Origin of the sequence: Sanguibacter keddieii DSM 10542 (genome assembly GCF_000024925.1) — a bacterium.
Taxonomy (GTDB): domain Bacteria; phylum Actinomycetota; class Actinomycetes; order Actinomycetales; family Cellulomonadaceae; genus Sanguibacter; species Sanguibacter keddieii.
In genome coordinates this window covers 2,467,179-2,489,339 of sequence record NC_013521.1, presented here as the reverse complement: position 1 = coordinate 2,489,339, position 22,161 = coordinate 2,467,179, and the positions used below count along the sequence as shown (strand labels likewise).

Sequence of the window (22,161 nt, the reverse complement as noted above, 5' to 3'; positions counted from 1 at the left end):
CGGAGGGCTCGGGGTGCTCAGGGGGCTGGACAGATGTCATGGTGCTCCTCGCTCGTGTCGGCCGGGTCGTGCGTCCGGTCTGCTGGTCCGGTCCTGCGGCGCGGTGCTCCGCGGGGTGGGGACGCCGGGTTCCTCAGTCGTCGCCGACGGGCCCGATGCCCTGCTCGCGGAGCCACCGCAGGCTCGCGGTGGTCCACTCCTCGACCGTACCGCTGCCGGGCGCGAGCCCGAGGCCGTGGTGCCCGGTGGGGTACACGTGCAGCTCGTAGGGCACCCCCTGGTCGCCGAGGGCTGCGGCGAGCCCCAGGCTGTGGCTCACGTGGACCGTCTCGTCGTCGGCGGTGTGCCAGAGGAAGGTCGGGGCGGTCGCGGCGTCCACGCGCTGCTCGGTGCTGAGGCCCGCGGCCAGCGCCGCGTCGTCGGCGCGGTCGCCGAGGAGGTTCTCGCGCGAGCCCACGTGCGGGGTCCGGACCAGCGACGTCACGGGGTAGCAGAGCACCGCGGCGTCGGGGCGGGCGACGGTGAGGCCGGGCGCGGAGCGTGCCTGCACGGCGGCGAGCTCGTCGGGGGTCGCCGTGAGCGCGGTCCCGGCGAGGTGCCCGCCGGCGCTGAAGCCGAGGACGGCGACGGGCCCGGTGACCTCGCCGTGCACCCCGGCCCGCAGCTCGGCGAGCGCGGTGAGCACCTGGTCGAGGGCGGTGGGGTAGCGCTCGGGGGCGATCGCGTAGTCCAGGTAGCCGCTCGCGACGCCGTGCTCGGACAGCCAGGCGACGACGTCGACGGACTCGTGCTCGGCGCGGTGGGCGTAGCCCCCGCCGGGGAGCACCAGGACAAAACCCCGGTGGTCGGCGGCCGGACGGGGTGCGAGGGTGAGGGGGGTGGGGGTCATCGTCCCAGCGTAGAGCCCTGCGAGACCCACGGTGTATCAACTCGCAGTCTTGTGTATTGTTATGCACATGACGTTCACCGTGGCAGTTGCCGGAGCCAGTGGGTACGCCGGAGGCGAGACGCTCCGGCTCCTCGCCGGGCACCCAGAGCTCACCGTCGGGGCGGTCACCGCCCACTCCAATGCCGGGACCCTGCTCGGCGCGCACCATCCGCACCTGCGCTCCCTCGCGCACCGCGAGCTGCTGCCGACCGCCGTCGAGCACCTCCTGGGCCACGACGTCGTCGTCCTCGCCCTCCCGCACGGTGCCTCCGGCGCGATCGCCGCGCAGCTCCCCGACGACGTGCTCGTGGTCGACCTCGGAGCCGACCACCGTCTCGTCGACCCGGCGGCCTGGGCCGAGTTCTACGGCTCCGAGCACGCCGGCACCTGGACCTACGGCCTGCCCGAGCTGCTGCGCGTCTCGACCGTGGACAGCCAGGTCGAGTACACCAAGCAGCGCGAGCTGCTCGCCTCCACCCGGCGGATCGCCGTCCCGGGCTGCAACGTCACCGCCGTCACGCTCGGGCTCCAGCCTGGCGTCGCCGCCGGCCTGCTGAGCACCGACGACCTCGTCACCGTCCTCGCGGTCGGCTACTCGGGCGCCGGGAAGAGCCTCAAGAACCACCTCCTGGCCTCCGAGGCGCTCGGCTCCGCGCAGCCCTACGCGGTCGGCGGCACGCACCGCCACATCCCCGAGATCGTCCAGAACCTCCAGGTCGCCGGGGCCGGCGACGTGACGGTCTCCTTCACGCCCGTCCTCGTGCCGATGTCTCGGGGGATCCTCGCGACCGCCACGGCGCGCCTCGCCCCGGGAGCAGAGGAGCCCACTCTCGACCAGCTCCGCTCCGCCTGGTCCGAGGCCTACGAGGGCGAGCCCTTCGTCGAGCTGCTCCCCGAGGGCCAGTGGCCCACGACCGCCATGACCGTCGGGTCCAACACCGCCCTCGTCCAGGTCGCCTACGACCGCCGCGCCGGACGCGTCGTCACCGTCACCGCGATCGACAACCTCGTCAAGGGCACCGCCGGCGGCGCCCTCCAGTCGATCAACACCGCGCTCGGGCTCCCGCAGACCCTGGGCCTCACCACCGAAGGAGTGGCACCGTGAGCGTCACCGCAGCACAGGGCTTCCGGGCCGCCGGCACCGCCGCAGGGCTGAAGTCCACCGGCAAGCCGGACGTCGCCCTCGTCGTCAACGACGGGCCCCTCGACGTCGCCGCCGCCGTGTTCACCTCCAACCGCGTGGTCGCCGCCCCCGTCACCTGGTCCCGCCAGGTGGTCGCCGACGGCCGCGCGAGCGCCGTGGTCCTCAACTCCGGCGGCGCCAACGCCTGCACCGGCCCCGAGGGGTTCCTCGACACCCACCGCACCGCCGAGCACACGGCCGACGCCCTCGGCGTCTCCGCCGGCGACACGGTCGTCTGCTCGACCGGGCTCATCGGGGTGCGCCTGCCGATGGAGAAGTTGCTGCCCGGGGTCGACGCGGCCGTCGCCGCGCTGAGCGCCGACGGGGGGAGCGACGCGGCCCAGGCCATCATGACGACCGACACCGTCGCCAAGACCGCGGTCGTCACCGTCGAGACCGCCTCCGGCACCTGGACCGTCGGAGGCATGGCCAAGGGAGCCGGCATGCTCGCCCCCGGCCTGGCCACCATGCTGTCCGTGATCACGACCGACGCGGCCGTCGACGCCGCGACCGCCGACGCCGCCCTGCGCGCCGCGACGACCGCGACCTTCGACCGCGTCGACTCCGACGGCTGCATGTCGACCAACGACACCGTCGTGCTCCTCGCCTCCGGTGCCTCGGGCCAGAGCCCGACCCTCGACGAGCTGACCGCAGCCGTCACCGAGGTGAGCGCCTCGCTGTCCCGCCAGCTCGTCGCCGACGCCGAGGGCGCCAGCCACGACATCGCCGTCGAGGTGGTCGGGGCGCACTCCGAGGACGCCGCCGTCGCGGTGGCCCGCGCCGTGACCCGCTCCAACCTCTTCAAGGCCGCCGTCTTCGGCAACGACCCCAACTGGGGACGCGTGCTGTCCGCCGTCGGCACCGTGCCCGAGTCGGTCGCCGCCTTCGACGCGACCACCCTCGACGTGTCGATCAACGGCGTCCAGGTGTGCCGTGCCGGGGGAGTGGGGGAGGACCGCGACCTCGTCGACCTCGCCGCCCAGCGCGAGGTCCGCGTGCTCGTCGACCTGCACGCGGGCGACGCCACCGCCATCGTCTGGACCAACGACCTCACGCACGACTACGTCCACGAGAACAGCGCGTACTCCTCATGAGCGAGCAGACCTCCAGCACCCCCGACGCCCCGCTCGACCTCAGCGGCATCGACGTCGGCGAAGACCTCAGCCCCTCCCAGAAGGCCGAGGTGCTCCTCGAGGCCCTCCCGTGGCTGCGCCAGTTCCACGGTGCGCTCGTCGTGGTCAAGTACGGCGGCAACGCCATGATCGACGACCGCCTCAAGGCCGCCTTCGCCGAGGACATGGTCTTCCTGCGCCAGGTCGGCCTGCGCCCCGTCATCGTGCACGGCGGCGGACCGCAGATCTCCGAGATGCTCGGACGCCTGGGCATCGAGAGCGAGTTCCGCGGCGGGCTGCGCGTCACCACGCCCGAGGCCATGGACGTCGTCCGCATGGTCCTCACCGGCAAGGTCTCCCGCGAGCTCGTCGGCCTGCTCAACGCCCACGGCCCGCACGCCGTCGGGCTCTCGGGCGAAGACGGCGGGCTGCTCCGTGCGCGCCGCCGGCACGCGACCGTCGACGGCGAGGCCGTCGACGTCGGTCTCGTGGGCGACGTCGTCGACGTCGACCCGCGTGCCGTCCAGGACTTGCTCGACGCCGGGCGCATCCCCGTGGTCTCGACCGTCGCCCCCGACATCCTCGACCCCACCCAGGTGCTCAACGTCAACGCGGACACGGCCGCCGCCGCGCTCGCGGTCGCGCTGCGCGCCCGCAAGCTCATCGTGCTCACCGACGTCGAGGGCCTCTACACCTCGTGGCCCGACCGCACGTCGCTCGTCAGCGAGATCGCCGCCTCGGCGCTCGACGCGCTCCTGCCGTCTCTCGAGTCCGGCATGGTCCCCAAGATGGAGGCCTGCCTGCGTGCCGTGCGCGGGGGAGTCCGCGAGGCCCACGTCATCGACGGGCGCGTCGCGCACTCGGTACTCATGGAGGTCTTCACCACCAAGGGCATCGGCACGATGGTCGTCCCCGACAGCGACGGGCGGCTCAACCCGCCGACGATCTCCACACCGACGACCAGCACCCCCACGACCGACGGAGACCCGCAGTGAGCGCGCTCGACCCCCGCACCGACACCTCCGCCGACCTCACCGGCCCGGGCAGCGGCGCCGAGTGGACCGCCCGCTACAGCGGCGCCGTCATGGACACCTTCGGCCCGCCGCAGCGCGTGCTCGTCCGCGGCGAGGGCGCCTACGTGTGGGACGCCGACGGACGCCGCTACCTCGACCTGCTCGGCGGCATCGCCGTGAACTCCCTCGGCCACGCGCACCCGACGCTCACCGCCGCGATCAGCGCGCAGCTCGGCACGCTCGGGCACGTCTCGAACTTCTTCGGCACACCCACCCAGGTCGCGCTCGCGGAACGGCTCCTCGACCTCTCCGCGGCTCCCGAGGGTTCGCGCGTCTTCTTCTCCAACTCCGGCACCGAGGCCAACGAGGCGGCCTTCAAGATGGCGCGCCGCACCGGGCGACCGCGCATCCTCGCGCTGGAGGGCTCCTTCCACGGGCGCAGCATGGGGGCGCTCGCCCTCACCTCGAAGGCCGCGTACCGCGAGCCCTTCGAGCCGCTGCCCGGTGGCGTCGAGTTCTTGCCCTTCGGCGACCTCGACGCGCTCGAGGCCGCGTTCGCGGGCGACCCCGCCACGAGCGACGTCGCCGCGGTGTTCCTCGAGCCGGTCCAGGGCGAGGCCGGGGTCCGTCCCGTCTCCGCGACCTACCTGCAGCGGGTCCGCGAGCTCACGCGGGAGCACGGCGCGCTGATGATCCTCGACGAGGTGCAGACGGGGATGGGGCGCACCGGGACCTGGCTCGCGCACCACCTCCCGCAGATCGGCGGAGGCATCGTGCCCGACGTCGTCACGCTCGCCAAGGGGCTCGGCGGAGGGTTCCCGATCGGTGCGGTCGTGGCGTACGGCCACGGTCCGGCTGCGCTCCTGGGCCGCGGCCAGCACGGCACGACCTTCGGCGGGAACCCCGTCGCGGCCGCTGCGGCGCTCGCCACGATCGGCGTGATCGAGCGCGACGGACTGCTCACCTCCGTCCGGACCGTGGGTGACCACCTCCGGACCCGGGTCGCGGGTCTCGGCCACCCGCTCGTCGTCGCGACCCGCGGCGAGGGACTGCTGGTCGCCGTCGAGCTGTCGGCCCCGGTGTCCGCCGTCGTGGCGGCACGTGCCCTCGACGCCGGCTTCATCGTCAACCCGGTGACGCCGACGGCTCTGCGCCTCGCCCCGCCGCTCATCCTCACCCGCGAGCAGGCCGACGACTTCGTCGCCTTCCTGGCCGCGCTGCCCACCGACCCCGCCGACCTCACCACGGAGGCCTGACGATGACTGCCCAGCCGACCCGCCACATGCTCCGGGACGACGACCTCAGCCCCGCCGAGCAGGCCGAGGTGCTCGAGCTCGCCCTCGCGCTGCGCGCCGACCGTCACCTCGAGAAGCCGCTCGCCGGCCCGCAGGCCGTCGCCGTGATCTTCGACAAGCCGACGCTGCGCACCCAGGTGTCCTTCGCGACCGGCATCGCGGAGCTCGGCGGCTACCCCCTCGTGCTCGACGGCAACCTCGCGCAGATCGGGGTCCGTGAGTCCATCTCCGACACGGCCCGCGTCCTGGGGCGCCAGGTCTCGATGATCGTGTGGCGCACCCACGCGCAGTCGCGCATCGAGGAGATGGCGGCGCTCGCCGGCGTCCCCGTCGTCAACGCGCTGACCGACGACTTCCACCCGTGCCAGATCCTCGCCGACCTCGTGACGATCGCCCAGCACCGCGGCGGTGTCGCCGCGCTCGCCGGGCAGACGCTCGCGTACGTCGGCGACGGGGCCAACAACATGGCCCACTCGTACCTGCTCGGCGGTGTCACGGCAGGGATGCACGTCCGTGTCGGGACCCCGGAGGGCTACCTGCCCGACGCCGAGATCCTCGCCGCGGCCCAGGCGATCGCCGAGCAGACCGGCGGGTCGGTCACCGTGACCTCCGACGCGGCCGTCGCCGTCGCCGGGGCTGACGCGGTGGCGACCGACACCTGGGTCTCCATGGGGGACGAGGCCACCGCGGCCGAGCGCGCCGAGCCCTTCGTGCCGTACCGGCTCGACGCGGCGCTCCTCGCGCACGCCGCCCCGGACGCTCTGGTCCTGCACTGCCTGCCCGCCTACCGTGGCAAGGAGATCACCGCCGAGGTGATCGACGGCCCGCAGTCGGTCGTGTGGGACGAGGCCGAGAACCGGCTGCACGCACAGAAGGCGCTCATGACGTGGCTCCTGGGGCGGTCATGACCTTCTCCGCCGTCCCTGTCGGCACCGTGCCCGCCACCAAGGCGGCGCGGCACGCCCGCATCGTGCACCTGCTCGCCCGCGAGCAGATCCACTCCCAGGCCGAGCTGGCCAGGGCGCTCGCCGCCGACGGTCTCCACGTGACCCAGGCGACGCTGTCCCGGGACCTCATCGAGCTGCGTGCCGAGAAGGTGCGTACCACCTCGGGCGTGCTCGTCTACGCGATCCCGGGGGAGGGCGGCGACCGCACGGTCCAGGCGACCGCCGACGCGGAGTTCCTCGCCGCCAGGCTCTCCCGGCTCTGCGGGGAGCTCCTGGTCTCGGCCGAGGCCTCCGGGAACCTCGTCGTCCTGCGCACCCCGCCCGGGGCGGCGCAGTACCTCGCCTCCGCGATCGACCACTCGGTGTTCACCGGGGTGCTCGGCACCATCGCGGGGGACGACACCGTCCTCGTCATCGCCCGGGACGTGAGCGGCGGGGACGAGCTCGCCGCGCGCTTCGTGGGGCTGGCGAGCGACAGCACCTGACCGCACCTGGCTGCACCTGACGTCATCGTCAGGCTGCCGCACCCGCTCGGCCCGGGACCTCCGGCCGAGCACCGTCCGTCAGACGACCACCGGGCCACCCGGGTCGACCACGGATGACAGACTTGCCCATCACCACCCTTTGAGAAAGTGAAGTGCCATGACAGAACGCGTCGTGCTCGCCTACTCCGGCGGCCTGGATACCTCGGTCGCCATCGGCTGGATCGCCGAGCGCACCGGTGCCGAGGTCATCGCCGTGGCCGTCGACGTCGGCCAGGGCGGTGAGGACCTCGAGGTCATCCGTCAGCGTGCCCTCGACTGCGGCGCCGTCGAGGCGTACGTCGCCGACGCCCGCGACGAGTTCGCGGAGGAGTACTGCATGCCGGCGCTCCGCGCGAACGGCCTCTACCTCGACCGCTACCCGCTGGTCTCGGCGATCTCCCGCCCGATCATCGTCAAGCACCTCGTGCGTGCCGCCCGCCAGTTCGACGCGCAGACCGTCGCGCACGGCTGCACCGGCAAGGGCAACGACCAGGTCCGCTTCGAGGTGGGCATCACCTCGCTCGCGCCCGACCTCAAGTGCCTCGCGCCCGTGCGCGACCTCGCGCTGACCCGCGAGAAGGCCATCGCCTACGCGGAGCAGCACAAGCTCCCGATCGCGACGACCAAGCACAACCCCTTCTCGATCGACCAGAACGTGTGGGGCCGCGCCGTCGAGACCGGGTTCCTCGAGGACATCTGGAACGGCCCGACCAAGGACGTCTACAGCTACACGGACGACCCGACCTTCCCGCCCGTGGCGGACGAGGTCGTCATCACCTTCGACCAGGGCATCCCCGTGGCGCTCGACGGTGTCGCGGTCACGCCGCTCCAGGCCATCCAGGAGATGAACCGTCGTGCCGGCGCCCAGGGCGTGGGCCGCATCGACATCGTCGAGGACCGTCTCGTGGGCATCAAGTCCCGCGAGATCTACGAGGCACCCGGTGCGATGGCGCTCATCGCCGCGCACCAGGAGCTCGAGAACGTCACCGTCGAGCGCGAGCAGGCCCGCTTCAAGCGGACCGTCGAGCAGCGCTGGACCGAGCTGGTCTACGACGGCATGTGGTTCTCGCCGCTCAAGAAGTCTCTCGAGACCTTCATCGACGACACCCAGCGCTACGTGTCGGGCGACATCCGCATGGTCCTGCACGGCGGCCGTGCGACCGTCACGGGCCGACGCTCCGAGGCGAGCCTCTACGACTTCAACCTCGCCACCTACGACGAGGGCGACAGCTTCGACCAGTCGCAGGCTCGTGGCTTCATCGAGATCTTCGGCCTCACCGCCAAGCTCTCGGCGGCCCGCGACGTGAAGTTCGGCAACGGCGTGGACCTCACGGGTGCCGACCTCCCCGGGGCCGAGGCCTGAGATGACGGACCTCACCCCGTCCGGTGCTGACCAGACCGCGCCCGTCGAGCCCGCAGCCGTCGAGGCGGCTGCGGGCACGCAGGTCGGTGCGGCCGGCGGTGCGCCGGTGAGCCTGTGGGGCGGCAGGTTCGCCGGCGGCCCCTCCCAGGCCCTCGCCGCGCTCTCGCAGTCCACGCACTTCGACTGGCGGCTCGCCCAGCACGACATCGAGGGCTCACGGGCCCACGCGCGCGTGCTGCACTCGGCGAGCCTGCTGACCGACGACGAGCTCGCCGGGATGCTCGAGGCGCTCGACGTGCTCTCAGCCGACGTGGCGTCGGGGGACTTCCTTCCGCTGCTCGCCGACGAGGACGTGCACACCGCCCTCGAGCGCGGCCTCATCGAGCGCGCCGGCAGCGAGCTGGGCGGCAAGCTCCGTGCTGGCCGGTCGCGCAACGACCAGATCGCGACCCTCGTGCGCATGTACCTGCGCGAGGAGGCGAAGGTGATCGGCGGGCTCGTGCTCGACGTCGCCGACGCGCTCGTCGAGCAGGCGGCCGCGCACCCGGACGCCGCGATGCCCGGCCGGACGCACCTGCAGCACGCGCAGCCGGTGCTGCTCGCGCACCACCTGCTCGCGCACGTGTGGCCGCTGCTGCGCGACGTCGACAGGCTCGTCGACTGGGACGTCCGTGCGGCACGCTCGCCCTACGGGTCAGGTGCCCTGGCCGGGTCGTCGCTGGGTCTCGACCCCGAGGCCGTCGCCGCCGACCTCGGCTTCGACGGTGCGGTCGAGAACTCGATCGACGGCACGGCCAGCCGTGACGTCGTCGCGGAGTTCGCCTTCGTGTCCGCGATGCTCGGCATCGACCTCTCGCGGTTCGCCGAGGAGATCATCGTCTGGAACACCAAGGAGTTCGGCTTCGTCCGCCTGGACGACGCCTACTCGACCGGGTCGAGCATCATGCCGCAGAAGAAGAACCCGGACATCGCCGAGCTCGCGCGCGGTAAGGCCGGGCGTCTCGTCGGCGACCTCACCGGCCTGCTCACGACCCTCAAGGGTCTGCCGCTCGCGTACAACCGCGACCTGCAGGAGGACAAGGAGCCGGTGTTCGACCAGGTCGACACCCTCACGGTCCTGCTGCCGGCCTTCGCCGGCATGGTCTCGACGCTCACCTTCGACACCGAGCGCATGGCCGAGCTCGCCCCCCAGGGCTTCTCGCTCGCGACCGACATCGCGGAGTGGCTCGTCCGTCAGGGCGTGCCGTTCCGGGTGGCCCACGAGGTCGCCGGTGCGTGCGTCCGGGTGTGCGAGGAGCGCGACATCGAGCTCTGGGACCTCAGCGACACCGACCTCGCCGCGATCTCCGAGCACCTCACGCCGGGTGTCCGCGAGGTGCTCACGGTCGAGGGGTCGCTGCGCTCGCGCGACGCGGCGGGCGGGACCGCACCGGTCCGCGTCGCCGAGCAGCTCGAGGCCGCCAAGGTCCAGGTCGCCGAGTACCGGTTCTGGGTCAACGGCTGAGCACTGAGCACCACTGCACGACAGGAACAGCAGCACGGCACGCACGACGGACGGGGACGGTCATGAGCGAGCACGACGGACGGCGCTCATGACCGTCCCCGACGACGTCCTCGACCTGGTCCTCGAGCAGGTCGCCGACGCTCCCGCCGGTCTCGGCGGCATGCGGCTGGTCTGCGTCGACGGCCCGGCAGGCTCCGGCAAGACCACGCTCGCCGAGCAGCTCGGCCGGGCCCTGCCGGCGCAGGTGATCCACATGGACGACCTCTACCCGGGGTGGTCCGGGCTCGCCGAGGGCGCCCAGAAGCTGCACGAGTGGGTGCTCGAGCCGCTCGCCCACGGCCGTCCCGGTCGCTACCGCCGCTACGACTGGCCGCTCGGGCTCTACGCCGAGCGGCACTCGGTGCCGCTCGGCGACACCCTCGTCGTCGAGGGCTGCAACTCTGCGGCGCTGACCACCGCCCCGTACTCGCCGGTGATCATCTGGGTCGAGGCCCCCGACGACGTCCGCCTCGCCCGGGGCATGGCGCGTGACGGCGACGGAGCACGCGACCACTGGGACACCTGGATGGTCGAGGAGCGACGCCTCTACGCCGAGCACCGCACGGTCGAGCGCAGCCACGTGCGGCTCGACGGTACGGGTCACGTCACAGGGCTCGGGCCGACGGAGTCGACGTGAACCAGCCGGCCACGCCGGCAGGTCCTCTCCCGGACCGGGCGTGGTTCGAGCGTCCCGTGCTCGACGTCGCGGCCGACCTGCTCGGCACGCACCTGACGCACCGGACACCCGAGGGGACGGTGACGCTGCGCCTCACGGAGGTCGAGGCCTACGGGGGAGCGGACGACCCCGGGTCCCACGCCGCACGCGGCGTGACCGTGCGCAACCGGTCGATGGCACTGGCCGGCGGCCACCTCTACGCCTACCGGCACCTCGGGCTGCACACCTGCCTCAACGTCGTGACCGGACCGGAGGGGGAACCGGCAGCGGTGCTGCTGCGCGGCGCTGAGGTGGTCAGCGGCGGCGAGCTCGCCCTCGCCCGACGGACAGAGCGCGGCGTCGTCCGGCAGGAGCGTGACCTGGCTCGAGGTCCGGCCCGGCTCACGGTCGCCCTCGGGGCAGGCGTCGACCACGACGGCACCGACCTGCTCGACGCCGCAGGGGGCCTGGAGCTCCGGGTGCCCGGCGCGGGGCCGGCGGACGGTGAGGTCCGCCGGGGTCCCCGCGTCGGGGTGAGCGGGGCTGGGGGAGACGGAGCCCTCTTCCCCTGGCGGCTCTGGCTCGCCGACGAGCCGACGGTCTCTGCCTACCGGGCGGTGTCCCCGCGCCGACGCTGAAGAGGGCAGAATGGTCGGGCCAACCCCTAGACGAGGAGCAGCAGTGACCAACGTTCTCGATGAGCTCACCTGGCGTGGGCTGATCAGCCAGACCACCGACATGGACGCGCTCCGCGAAGCGCTCGACGGCGGCCCGGTCACGTACTACTGCGGCTTCGACCCGACTGCGCCGAGCCTGCACCACGGCCACCTCGTGCAGCTGGTGCTGCTGCGTCACCTCCAGCTCGCCGGGCACCGGCCGATCGCCCTGGTGGGTGGGGCGACCGGGCTGATCGGCGACCCGCGCATGTCGGGGGAGCGGGTGCTCAACTCCCGTGAGGTGGTGGGCGAGTGGGTGGAGCGCCTGCGCTCCCAGATCTCGCGGTTCCTCGACTTCGACGGCGACAACCCCGCGCAGATGGTCAACAACCTCGACTGGACCGGTGAGCTCACCGCGATCGACTTCCTGCGTGACATCGGCAAGCACTACCGCATGGGCACGATGCTCGCCAAGGACACCGTCGCACGCCGGCTCGAGAGCAGCGAGGGGCTGTCCTTCACGGAGTTCAGCTACCAGATCCTCCAGGGGATCGACTACCTGGAGCTCAACCGTCGTCACGGGTGCACGCTGCAGACCGGCGGCAACGACCAGTGGGGCAACCTCCTGTCCGGGGTCGAGCTCGTCCGCAAGTCGGAGCAGCGCTCCGTGCACGCGCTCACGACGCCGCTCATCACCAAGGCCGACGGCACCAAGTTCGGCAAGTCCGAGGGGGGAGCCGTGTGGCTCGACCCCGAGATGATGAGCCCGTACGCCTTCTACCAGTTCTGGCTCAACGCGGACGACGCCGACGTCGTGCGGTTCTTGAAGATCTTCACGTTCCGCTCGGCCGAGGAGATCGACGAGCTCGCCGTCGCCGTGGCAGAGCGTCCGGCTGCTCGCGAGGCGCAGCGCGCGCTGGCCGGCGACGTGACGTCGCTGGTCCACGGAGCCAGGGCGACCGAGGCTGCTGTCGCCGCGAGCCAGGCGCTCTTCGGGCGGGGGGAGCTGTCGGCCCTCGACGAGGCGACGCTCGTCGCGGCCGTCGCGGGGCTGCCCTCTGCTGAGGGGGCGCCGGGCGACCTCGTCGTCGACCTGCTCGTCGAGACGCAGCTCGTCGCGTCGAAGGGTGCTGCCCGTCGCGCCGTCGCCGAGGGTGGTGTCTACGTCAACAACGTCAAGGTCGTCGGTGACGACGCGACCCTCGCTGCCGCGGACCTGCTGCAGGGACGGGCCGCCGTGCTGCGCCGGGGCAAGAAGACGCTCGGGGTCGTGACGGCCAAGGCCTGACCCGAGCCCGCGCGCCGTCGTCGGCGCAGCCCGGCCCTCGTCCTGACGGACGGGGGCCGGACTGCGTCTGGGGGACGGGGACGGCAGTGATGGCGGTCACCGGTCGCGGGCTTGACGCTCCTGTTCGCACCCCCGTAATGTTCTGGACGTCAGCCCGACAGGGAGGCACAGACACCACTGCGAAGCTCTTCGGAGCCGGCGCGAAGTGGCTGGTCCCGGGGTTCGACACCGCTCCGCACGAGAGGGTTCACAGGTCCGCCTGGAACCGGTAGTGTGGAGAGCCTGGTTCGGACAGCGGAGACGCTGGACCGGATGCGGTGCGGATCACTCGTGAGAGTGGTTCGGACAGCCGCCGAGACCAGGTAGTCTTCACCAGGCCCGCTTCACCGGGTTAATGCGCTGGAAACGGCGGGTTGACGCAGGGTTGCGAGTCGGGTAAGTTTGAACGGTTGCCTCACGCCAGACGCTCAGTAATGAGTGAACGGGTGATGCGCGTCCGCTCCTTGAGAACTCAACAGTGTGCTTAATAGTCAATGCCAAGACCCCTCGTCTTGGGTTGGTACCTGATCTTTCGGTTGGGGCTGATGTTGGACGAGGTTTATTTGGTATGAATTGAAAACGCAAGTTTTCGGTTTGTAGCCTTGATTAATCAAGTTCTCTCTTTGCAGGGAGGCTTGCTTCGTATGGTTGTTAACTGGTTTCGGCTGGTTGATAGCAAACATTTACGGAGAGTTTGATCCTGGCTCAGGACGAACGCTGGCGGCGTGCTTAACACATGCAAGTCGAACGGTGACGCTAGAGCTTGCTCTGGTTGATCAGTGGCGAACGGGTGAGTAACACGTGAGTAACCTGCCCTTGACTCTGGGATAACTCCGGGAAACCGGGGCTAATACCGGATACGAGACGCGACCGCATGGTCGGCGTCTGGAAAGTTTTTCGGTCAAGGATGGACTCGCGGCCTATCAGCTAGTTGGTGAGGTAACGGCTCACCAAGGCGTCGACGGGTAGCCGGCCTGAGAGGGCGACCGGCCACACTGGGACTGAGACACGGCCCAGACTCCTACGGGAGGCAGCAGTGGGGAATATTGCACAATGGGCGAAAGCCTGATGCAGCGACGCCGCGTGAGGGATGAAGGCCTTCGGGTTGTAAACCTCTTTCAGTAGGGAAGAAGCGAAAGTGACGGTACCTGCAGAAGAAGCGCCGGCTAACTACGTGCCAGCAGCCGCGGTAATACGTAGGGCGCAAGCGTTGTCCGGAATTATTGGGCGTAAAGAGCTCGTAGGCGGTTTGTCGCGTCTGGTGTGAAAACTCAAGGCTCAACCTTGAGCTTGCATCGGGTACGGGCAGACTAGAGTGTGGTAGGGGTGACTGGAATTCCTGGTGTAGCGGTGGAATGCGCAGATATCAGGAGGAACACCGATGGCGAAGGCAGGTCACTGGGCCACTACTGACGCTGAGGAGCGAAAGCATGGGGAGCGAACAGGATTAGATACCCTGGTAGTCCATGCCGTAAACGTTGGGCACTAGGTGTGGGGCTCATTCCACGAGTTCCGCGCCGCAGCTAACGCATTAAGTGCCCCGCCTGGGGAGTACGGCCGCAAGGCTAAAACTCAAAGGAATTGACGGGGGCCCGCACAAGCGGCGGAGCATGCGGATTAATTCGATGCAACGCGAAGAACCTTACCAAGGCTTGACATACACCGGAATCGGCCAGAGATGGTCGCGTCTTCGGACTGGTGTACAGGTGGTGCATGGTTGTCGTCAGCTCGTGTCGTGAGATGTTGGGTTAAGTCCCGCAACGAGCGCAACCCTCGTCCTATGTTGCCAGCACGTCATGGTGGGGACTCATAGGAGACTGCCGGGGTCAACTCGGAGGAAGGTGGGGATGACGTCAAATCATCATGCCCCTTATGTCTTGGGCTTCACGCATGCTACAATGGCCGGTACAAAGGGCTGCGATACCGCGAGGTGGAGCGAATCCCAAAAAGCCGGTCTCAGTTCGGATTGGGGTCTGCAACTCGACCCCATGAAGTCGGAGTCGCTAGTAATCGCAGATCAGCAACGCTGCGGTGAATACGTTCCCGGGCCTTGTACACACCGCCCGTCAAGTCACGAAAGTCGGTAACACCCGAAGCCGGTGGCCTAACCCCTTGTGGGATGGAGCCGTCGAAGGTGGGATTGGCGATTGGGACTAAGTCGTAACAAGGTAGCCGTACCGGAAGGTGCGGCTGGATCACCTCCTTTCTAAGGAGCTACACACTGGCTCGAGTCGGGGACTACCCCGGTCGGGTTCAGGTGGCCGCTTCCACACTCCGAATGAGGGTGTGGGCGGTTGCTCACGGGTGGAACATTGACTAGGACTCACGTTGAGGTCCGCTGCTAGTACACCAGCTTCGTCTGGTTGGAAGAGAGCGGGTCGATGGGTGGGGACATGAGCACACTGTTGGGTCCTGAAGGCACGGGCGTCTTGACGCAAGTGAACTTCAGGCGCACGCCGGCTGGCCGCAAGGTCTGGCATGAACGGTGTGTTGCCACGACACGGGTCACCCTGAACCAGTTGAACCGCTCTTGAGCCTAGCTCGGGGGTAGGCGGTGGTGTTGGGTGGGATCGTCCGTAGCTTGAGAACTGCACAGTGGACGCGAGCATCTTTGTAAGATCAAAGATTTATCTTTGTTCTCTGCAATTTTATTGTTGTCAAGTTTTTAAGGGCACAGGGTGGATGCCTTGGCACTAGGAGCCGATGAAGGACGTAGTAGCCTGCGATAAGCCTCGGGGAGTTGGCAAACGAACTGTGATCCGAGGATTTCCGAATGGGGAAACCCAGCACGAGTTATGTCGTGTTACCTGCACCTGAATATATAGGGTGTGTGGAGGGAACGTCGGGAAGTGAAACATCTCAGTACCGACAGGAAGAGATATTCCGTGAGTAGTGGCGAGCGAAAGCGGATGAGGCCAAACCGTTCATGTGTGATACCCGGCAGGGGTTGCATGGGCGGGGTTGTGGGACCTTTCAGATGAGTCTGCCGGCTTGTCAGGGAGTCAGAAAGTCATGTGATAGTCGAAGGGCATTGAAAGGCCCGGCGTAGAGGGTGTGACCCCCGTAGACGAAATCATGTGGCCTCCCGAAGGGGATCCCAAGTAGCACGGGGCCCGAGAAATCCCGTGTGAATCCGTGAAGACCACTTCATAAGCCTAAATACTACCTAGTGACCGATAGCGGACAAGTACCGTGAGGGAAAGGTGAAAAGTACCCCGGGAGGGGAGTGAAATAGTACCTGAAACCGTGTGCCTACAATCCGTTGGAGCCTCCTTAGCAGGGGTGACAGCGTGCCTTTTGAAGAATGAGCCTGCGAGTTAGTGCTCAGTGGCGAGGTTAACCCGTGTGGGGAAGCCGTAGCGAAAGCGAGTCCGAATAGGGCGTCAGAGTCGCTGGGTCTAGACCCGAAGCGAAGTGATCTACCCATGGGCAGGTTGAAGCGCGGGTAAGACCGCGTGGAGGACCGAACCCACCTAGGTTGAAAACTGGGGGGATGACCTGTGGGTAGGGGTGAAAGGCCAATCAAACTTCGTGATAGCTGGTTCTCCCCGAAATGCATTTAGGTGCAGCCTCGCGTGTTTCTTGCCGGAGGTAGAGCTACTGGATAGCCGATGGGCCCTACAAGGTTACTGACGTTAGCCAAACTCCGAATGCCGGTAAGTGAGAGCGCGGGAGTGAGACTGCGGGGGATAAGCTCCGTAGTCGAGAGGGAAACAGCCCAGACCACCAGCTAAGGCCCCTAAGCGTGTGCTAAGTGGGAAAGGATGTGGAGTTGCACAGACAACCAGGAGGTTGGCTTAGAAGCAGCCACCCTTGAAAGAGTGCGTAATAGCTCACTGGTCAAGTGATTCCGCGCCGACAATGTAGCGGGGCTCAAGTACACCGCCGAAGCTGTGGCATTCACATAATAACCAGGCCTTCGTGGTCCAGGTGTGTGGATGGGTAGGGGAGCGTCGTGTGGGCAGTGAAGCTGCGGGGGAACCCAGTGGTGGAGCCTACACGAGTGAGAATGCAGGCATGAGTAGCGAAAGACGGGTGAGAAACCCGTCCGCCGAATGATCAAGGGTTCCAGGGCCAGGCTAATCCGCCCTGGGTAAGTCGGGACCTAAGGCGAGGCCGACAGGCGTAGTCGATGGACAAGGAGTTGATATTCTCCTACCGGCGAAGAACCGCCCATACCGAGCCCGGTGATGCTAACCGCCCAAGCCTGGTCTACAGGCCCTTCGGGGCTGAGGACTCAGGGGAGCGCGGGACCCGAACCAGTAGTAGGTAAGCGTATTAACAGGAGTGACGCAGGAAGGTAGCCAAGCCGAGCGACGGTTGTCTCGGTCTAAGGACGTAGGGCGAACAGTAGGCAAATCCGCTGTTCATATAGCCTGAGATCTGACGGGACCCACCCTAGGTGGGGATTTGGTGATCCTATGCTGCCGAGAAAAGCTTCGACGCGAGGTTCAAGCCGCCCGTACCCTAAACCGACTCAGGTGATCAGGTAGAGAATACTAAGGCGATCGAGAGAATCATGGTTAAGGAACTCGGCAAAATGCCCCCGTAACTTCGGGAGAAGGGGGGCCCGGAGCGTGAAGCCACTAGCTGGCCGAGCGTGCAAGGGCCGCAGAGACCAGGGAGAAGCGACTGTTTACTAAAAACACAGGTCCGTGCGAAGTCGCAAGACGATGTATACGGACTGACGCCTGCCCGGTGCTGGAAGGTTAAGAGGACGGGTTAGCACTTGTGCGAAGCTCAGAATTTAAGCCCCAGTAAACGGCGGTGGTAACTATAACCATCCTAAGGTAGCGAAATTCCTTGTCGGGTAAGTTCCGACCTGCACGAATGGCGTAACGACTTCTCCGCTGTCTCAACCGTGAACTCGGCGAAATTGCACTACGAGTAAAGATGCTCGTTACGCGCAGCAGGACGGAAAGACCCCGGGACCTTTACTATAGTTTGGTATTGGTGTTCGGTGCGGCTTGTGTAGGATAGGTGGGAGACTGTGAAGCGGGCACGCCAGTGTTCGTGGAGTCAACGTTGAAATACCACTCTGGTCGCTCTGGACATCTAACCTCGGTCCGTAATCCGGATCAGGGACAGTGCCTGATGGGTAGTTTAACTGGGGCGGTTGCCTCCTAAAATGTAACGGAGGCGCTCAAAGGTTCCCTCAGCCTGGTTGGCAATCAGGTGTCGAGTGCAAGTGCACAAGGGAGCTTGACTGTGAGACTGACAGGTCGAGCAGGGACGAAAGTCGGAACTAGTGATCCGGCGGTGGCTTGTGGAAGCGCCGTCGCTCAACGGATAAAAGGTACCCCGGGGATAACAGGCTGATCTTGCCCAAGAGTCCATATCGACGGCATGGTTTGGCACCTCGATGTCGGCTCGTCGCATCCTGGGGCTGGAGTAGGTCCCAAGGGTTGGGCTGTTCGCCCATTAAAGCGGTACGCGAGCTGGGTTTAGAACGTCGTGAGACAGTTCGGTCCCTATCCGCTGCGCGCGCAGGAAACTTGAGAAGGGCTGTCCCTAGTACGAGAGGACCGGGACGGACGAACCTCTGGTGTGCCAGTTGTTCCGCCAGGAGCACGGCTGGTTGGCTACGTTCGGAAGGGATAACCGCTGAAAGCATCTAAGCGGGAAGCCTGCTTCAAGATGAGGTTTCCATGAGGGCTTGACCCTCGAGAGGCTCCCAGCAGACCACTGGGTAGATAGGCCGGACGTGGAAGAGAGGACTAACGACTCTCGGAGCTGACCGGTACTAATAAGCCGATAACTTGATAACACTCAATTTTTGTGTGCTACGCGTCCACTGTGCGGTTCTCGGGTAACGGCCGAGAACCGGTTGACAACCCAATAGAGTTACGGCGGTCATAGCGAGGGGGAAACGCCCGGTCCCATTCCGAACCCGGAAGCTAAGCCCCTCTGCGCCGATGGTACTGCACGGGAGACTGTGTGGGAGAGTAGGTCGCCGCCGGACAATCATTCAACGAAGGCCCACCCCACTTTGGGGTGGGCCTTCGTCGTTGTGATGAACTTCAAGCGCACCATGTCGCTGCAGGTCACCACCGCCGTACCACGACCGCACACCGCGCGACGCAGCTCGAGACCTTCTCGCTGCGGCGAGCGGATGCGATGATAGTCATGCAGGGTCAACTTGAAGAGGGAGTACACGTGAGCGACCACCAGGACCGATCGGGCGCCGGCAGAGGCCGCGAGGACGGCAGAGCTGGAGGCTACGGCCGGAACAACGGCGGAGCAGGACGTGGAGGCCCTTCAGGTTCGCGCCCCGACAGCCGCGGCCCGCGCCGCGACGACCGCCCCCAGGGCGACCGTCCCTCCTACGGCGACCGCGGTCCCCGTCGCGACGACCGCCCCCAGGGCGAGCGACCGGCCTACGGTGACCGCCCCCGTCGCGACGACCGCCCCCAGGGTGACCGTCCGTCGTACGGTGACCGCGGCCCCCGTCGCGACGACCGTGCGCAGGGTGGACGCCCCTCCTACGGCGACCGTCCCACGTCGGGTGACCGTCCGTCGTACGGCGACCGCCCCCGTCGCGACGACCGCCCTCAGGGTGACCGTCCCTCCTACGGCGACCGCGGCCCGCGCCGCGATGACCGCGCGCAGGGCGGACGTCCGTCGTACGGCGACCGTCCCGCGTCCGGTGACCGTGCTCCCCGTCGCGACGACCGTCCCCAGGGTGACCGTCCCTCCTACGGCGACCGCGGCCCGCGCCGCGACGACCGCGCTCAGGGCGGACGCCCGTCGTACGGCGACCGTCCGACGTCCGGCGACCGTCCGTCCTACGGTGACCGCGGTCCCCGTCGTGACGACCGTGCCCAGGGTGACCGCCCCTCGTACGGCGACCGTGGTCCGCGCCGCGACGACCGCCCCCAGGGCGACCGTCCGTCGTACGGTGACCGTGGCCCGCGTCGTGATGACCGTGCGCAGGGTGGACGTCCGTCCTACGGCGACCGTCCGGCTTCCGGTGACCGTCCGTCGTACGGTGACCGTGGCCCGCGTCGTGATGACCGTGCGCAGGGTGGACGTCCGTCCTACGGCGACCGTCCGGCTTCCGGTGACCGTCCGTCGTACGGTGACCGCGGCCCGCGTCGTGATGACCGCCCCCAGGGTGACCGTCCCTCCTACGGTGACCGCGGTCCCCGTCGTGATGACCGTGCGCAGGGTGGACGTCCGTCCTACGGCGACCGTCCCGCGACCGGTGACCGTGCTCCCCGTCGCGACGACCGCCCCCAGGGTGACCGTCCCTCCTACGGCGACCGCGGCCCGCGCCGCGACGACCGCCCCCAGGGTGGACGCCCGTCCTACGGCGACCGTCCCGCGACCGGTGACCGTGCTCCCCGTCGCGACGACCGCCCCCAGGGTGACCGTCCCTCCTACAGCGACCGCGGCCCGCGCCGCGACGACCGTGCCCAGGGTGACCGTCCCCGTCAGGACCGCCCCCGCCAGGACCGTGCCCCCGCGCGCTCCGAGGCGCCTCGGGACCGTGCTCCTCGCGAGGAGAGCGCCCCGGCGACGCGGACCTTCCGTGACGACGCCTCGGTCCGGCACGCAGCTCCGCAGCTGCCCGAGGGCATCACGTTCTCGGACCTGGACCGCGACGCCCGTGGACGCCTGCGCACGCTGACCAAGGAGAACGCCGAGACCGTCGGCCTGCACCTGGTCGCTGCCGGACTCCTCCTCGAGACCGAGCCCGAGCTGGCCTACGAGCACGCCCAGGAGGCCGTCCGTCGCGCCGGTCGTGTCGACATCGTCCGTGAGGCCGCAGGGCTCACCGCGTACCGCACCGAGCGCTTCGCGGAAGCCCTCCGGGAGCTCCGCACCGTGCGTCGCCTCAACGGCTCGTCCGAGCACCTCGCCATCATGGCCGACTGCGAGCGTGGGCTCGGGCGCCCTGAGCGCGCCATCGCCCTCGCGGCTACCCCTGAGGCCGAGACCCTCGAGGACGACCAGAAGGTGGAGCTCGCCATCGTGGTGAGCGGCGCCCGGGTCGACCTCGGCGAGCTCGAGGCCGCAGAGTCCGTCCTCGCCGGGATCACCGTCCCCAAGGGCGACCGCCCGCTGCAGGTGCGCGTCATCGAGGCCCGCGCCGGCGTGCTCGAGGCTGCCGGGCGGACCGAGGACGCTGCGGCGCTCCTCGCGACCCTCACCACCAAGGAGCGCACCGAGATCGGTGTCCTGGCCCCCGACGAGGACGTCGTCGTGTTCGACCTCGGTGACGAAGAGGTTGACGACGAAGTGTCTGACGCCGACGAGTCCGATGACGACGCTGACGCCGAGGCCGAGGCGGCGGACGTCCCCGAGGGCGACGCGCAGGCGGAGAGCCCGGCTGGCACGACCACGCCGACCGCGACCGTTGCCACGACCGCAGAGGAGCGCCAGGACGACGAGCAGGACGACGCGTGAGCGCCGTGCTGCGCGGGAGCGACCTCCCGCTGGCCGAGGCCTTCGACCTCGCCCTCGTCGACCTCGACGGCGTGGCCTACAAGGGGCACGAGCCGATCGTGCACGCCGCTCACGGGCTGACCTCAGCCCGTGAGCGGGGCCTGCGCCTCGTGTTCGTCACCAACAACGCCTCGCGCGAGCCCGGCTCGGTGTCCGACCAGCTCACCTCGCTCGACATCCCGGCCGAGCCGGCCGACGTCATGACGGCCGCACAGGCCTGCGCGCGTCTGCTGGCCGACCACGTCGCTCCCGGCGCACGCGTCCTCGTGGTCGGTGGGGCCGGCCTGGTCACCGCCGTGACCGAGGCCGGCTACGAGGTCGTCACGAGCGCCGACGACCGTCCCGACGCCGTCGCGCAGGGCTTCGACCCGTCGCTCGGCTGGAAGGACCTCGCCGAGGCCGCCTACGCGGTCGCCGCGGGTGCCGCGTACGTCGTGAGCAACCGCGACCTCTCGCTGCCCACGGCCCGGGGCTTCGCACCGGGCAACGGAGCGCTCGTCGGGGCCGTCGTCGCCGCGACCGGCGTCGAGCCGTCCAGCGCGGGCAAGCCGTCGCCCGCCATGTACGCCATGGCGGTCGAGCGCGTGGGCGCCGAGCGTCCGCTCGTCGTCGGCGACCGGCTCGACACCGACCTCGCCGGGGCGCGCTCCGGCGGGTACCCCGGTCTGCACGTCCTCACCGGCGTCAACAGCGCCCGCGACGACGTGCTCGCGCACCCGGGGGAGCGTCCCGACTTCATCGGGGCGGACCTGCGCAGCCTGCTCGAGCCGCACCCGCTCCCGGTCGTGGGCGACGACGGCTGGTGGACCTGCCGCGAGGCGTCCGCCCGCGTCGTCGGCGACCAGCTCGAGGTGCAGGCCGGACCGCACGGCTCCGACCCCGTGGACCTCGTCCGGGCCGCGTGCTCCGCCGCCTGGGCGCACGTCGACGCGGGCGGGACGCTCGACCCGGCGTCCGTCCCCGAGATGGCCGTCCCTGCCGAGAGCGACGTCTGATCGAGGTCTGATCGCTGTGCGCAGCGCCTGGTCCTGGCCGGCAGCCGGTAGCGTGGTCGCCAGACGACCACGCCCGGCTGTCGCCGGACTGCCCTGAGGCAGCCCGGCGACCACGGCGCGCTGCTCACGCAGGGCGCCGTCCGGACCCGCACCACGACAGGGAGACGACACC

16 protein-coding genes and 3 rRNA genes are annotated in these 22,161 nt (G+C 68.8%); 16 read left to right on the top strand and 3 right to left on the bottom strand.

Annotation, left to right across the window (positions count from 1 at the left end; translation table 11 throughout):
* Positions 1-133: 133 nt before the first annotated feature.
* Positions 134-889: an alpha/beta hydrolase gene (locus SKED_RS10965; protein ID WP_042439093.1), complete on the bottom strand. Its 756-nt coding sequence runs from the start codon at positions 887-889 to the stop codon at positions 134-136.
* Between the two features lie 61 nt (positions 890-950).
* Here SKED_RS10965 and argC point away from each other — a divergent pair, with 61 nt between their 5' ends.
* The 14 genes from argC to rrf all read left to right on the top strand — a co-directional run bounded on the left by argC (position 951) and on the right by rrf (position 18,508).
* Positions 951-2,033, top strand: a complete 1,083-nt coding sequence (gene argC, locus SKED_RS10960) for an N-acetyl-gamma-glutamyl-phosphate reductase (protein WP_012867217.1) — start codon at positions 951-953, stop codon at positions 2,031-2,033.
* Positions 2,030-3,205, top strand: a complete 1,176-nt coding sequence (gene argJ, locus SKED_RS10955; RefSeq protein ID WP_012867216.1) for a bifunctional glutamate N-acetyltransferase/amino-acid acetyltransferase ArgJ — start codon at positions 2,030-2,032, stop codon at positions 3,203-3,205. The genes argC and argJ overlap by 4 nt, the downstream gene beginning before the upstream one ends.
* On the top strand, positions 3,202-4,218 hold the full coding sequence (gene argB / locus SKED_RS10950) for an acetylglutamate kinase (RefSeq protein ID WP_012867215.1): 1,017 nt from the start codon (positions 3,202-3,204) through the stop codon (positions 4,216-4,218). Before argJ ends, argB begins: the two co-directional genes overlap by 4 nt.
* A complete protein-coding gene (locus tag SKED_RS10945; RefSeq protein WP_012867214.1) occupies positions 4,215-5,492 on the top strand; it encodes an acetylornithine transaminase in 1,278 nt (425 codons plus the stop codon). The genes argB and SKED_RS10945 overlap by 4 nt, the downstream gene beginning before the upstream one ends.
* A 2-nt stretch (positions 5,493-5,494) precedes the next feature.
* On the top strand, positions 5,495-6,439 hold the full coding sequence (argF, locus tag SKED_RS10940) for an ornithine carbamoyltransferase (protein ID WP_012867213.1): 945 nt from the start codon (positions 5,495-5,497) through the stop codon (positions 6,437-6,439).
* Entirely contained in the window at positions 6,436-6,963 is a 528-nt protein-coding gene (locus SKED_RS10935) for an arginine repressor (RefSeq protein WP_012867212.1), read from the top strand. The genes argF and SKED_RS10935 overlap by 4 nt, the downstream gene beginning before the upstream one ends.
* Positions 6,964-7,120: 157 nt before the next feature.
* Complete coding sequence (locus SKED_RS10930) at positions 7,121-8,365, top strand: argininosuccinate synthase (protein WP_012867211.1); 1,245 nt, start codon at positions 7,121-7,123, stop codon at positions 8,363-8,365.
* Position 8,366: 1 nt separating this feature from the next.
* Positions 8,367-9,869: an argininosuccinate lyase gene (gene argH / locus SKED_RS10925; RefSeq protein ID WP_012867210.1), complete on the top strand. Its 1,503-nt coding sequence runs from the start codon at positions 8,367-8,369 to the stop codon at positions 9,867-9,869.
* 88 nt (positions 9,870-9,957) lie between these two features.
* A complete protein-coding gene (locus tag SKED_RS10920) occupies positions 9,958-10,545 on the top strand; it encodes a nucleoside/nucleotide kinase family protein (protein ID WP_012867209.1) in 588 nt (195 codons plus the stop codon).
* The gene (locus SKED_RS10915) at positions 10,542-11,201 is read left to right on the top strand and encodes a DNA-3-methyladenine glycosylase (protein ID WP_012867208.1); all 660 of its coding nucleotides are present in this window, start codon (positions 10,542-10,544) and stop codon (positions 11,199-11,201) included. The genes SKED_RS10920 and SKED_RS10915 overlap by 4 nt, the downstream gene beginning before the upstream one ends.
* A 43-nt stretch (positions 11,202-11,244) precedes the next feature.
* A complete protein-coding gene (tyrS, locus tag SKED_RS10910; protein ID WP_012867207.1) occupies positions 11,245-12,507 on the top strand; it encodes a tyrosine--tRNA ligase in 1,263 nt (420 codons plus the stop codon).
* Positions 12,508-13,228: 721 nt separating this feature from the next.
* Positions 13,229-14,752 (top strand): 16S ribosomal RNA (locus tag SKED_RS10905).
* A gap of 449 nt (positions 14,753-15,201) precedes the next feature.
* Positions 15,202-18,313 (top strand): 23S ribosomal RNA (locus tag SKED_RS10900).
* 78 nt (positions 18,314-18,391) lie between these two features.
* Positions 18,392-18,508, top strand: a 5S ribosomal RNA gene (gene rrf / locus SKED_RS10895).
* The 16S, 23S and 5S rRNA genes sit together here, the layout of an rRNA operon.
* 2 nt (positions 18,509-18,510) lie before the next feature.
* Here the strand turns inward: rrf and SKED_RS10890 are convergent.
* Complete coding sequence (locus tag SKED_RS10890) at positions 18,511-18,702, bottom strand: hypothetical protein (RefSeq protein ID WP_042437991.1); 192 nt, start codon at positions 18,700-18,702, stop codon at positions 18,511-18,513.
* Positions 18,703-18,804: 102 nt separating this feature from the next.
* Positions 18,805-20,403: a hypothetical protein gene (locus tag SKED_RS19755; protein WP_086015195.1), complete on the bottom strand. Its 1,599-nt coding sequence runs from the start codon at positions 20,401-20,403 to the stop codon at positions 18,805-18,807.
* Here SKED_RS19755 and SKED_RS10880 point away from each other — a divergent pair.
* Both SKED_RS10880 and SKED_RS10875 read left to right on the top strand, forming a co-directional pair.
* Positions 20,374-20,955: a hypothetical protein gene (locus SKED_RS10880; protein ID WP_081447975.1), complete on the top strand. Its 582-nt coding sequence runs from the start codon at positions 20,374-20,376 to the stop codon at positions 20,953-20,955. The genes SKED_RS19755 and SKED_RS10880 overlap by 30 nt on opposite strands.
* On the top strand, positions 20,952-21,989 hold the full coding sequence (locus SKED_RS10875; RefSeq protein ID WP_012867205.1) for an HAD-IIA family hydrolase: 1,038 nt from the start codon (positions 20,952-20,954) through the stop codon (positions 21,987-21,989). The genes SKED_RS10880 and SKED_RS10875 overlap by 4 nt, the downstream gene beginning before the upstream one ends.
* Positions 21,990-22,161 lie beyond the last annotated feature (172 nt).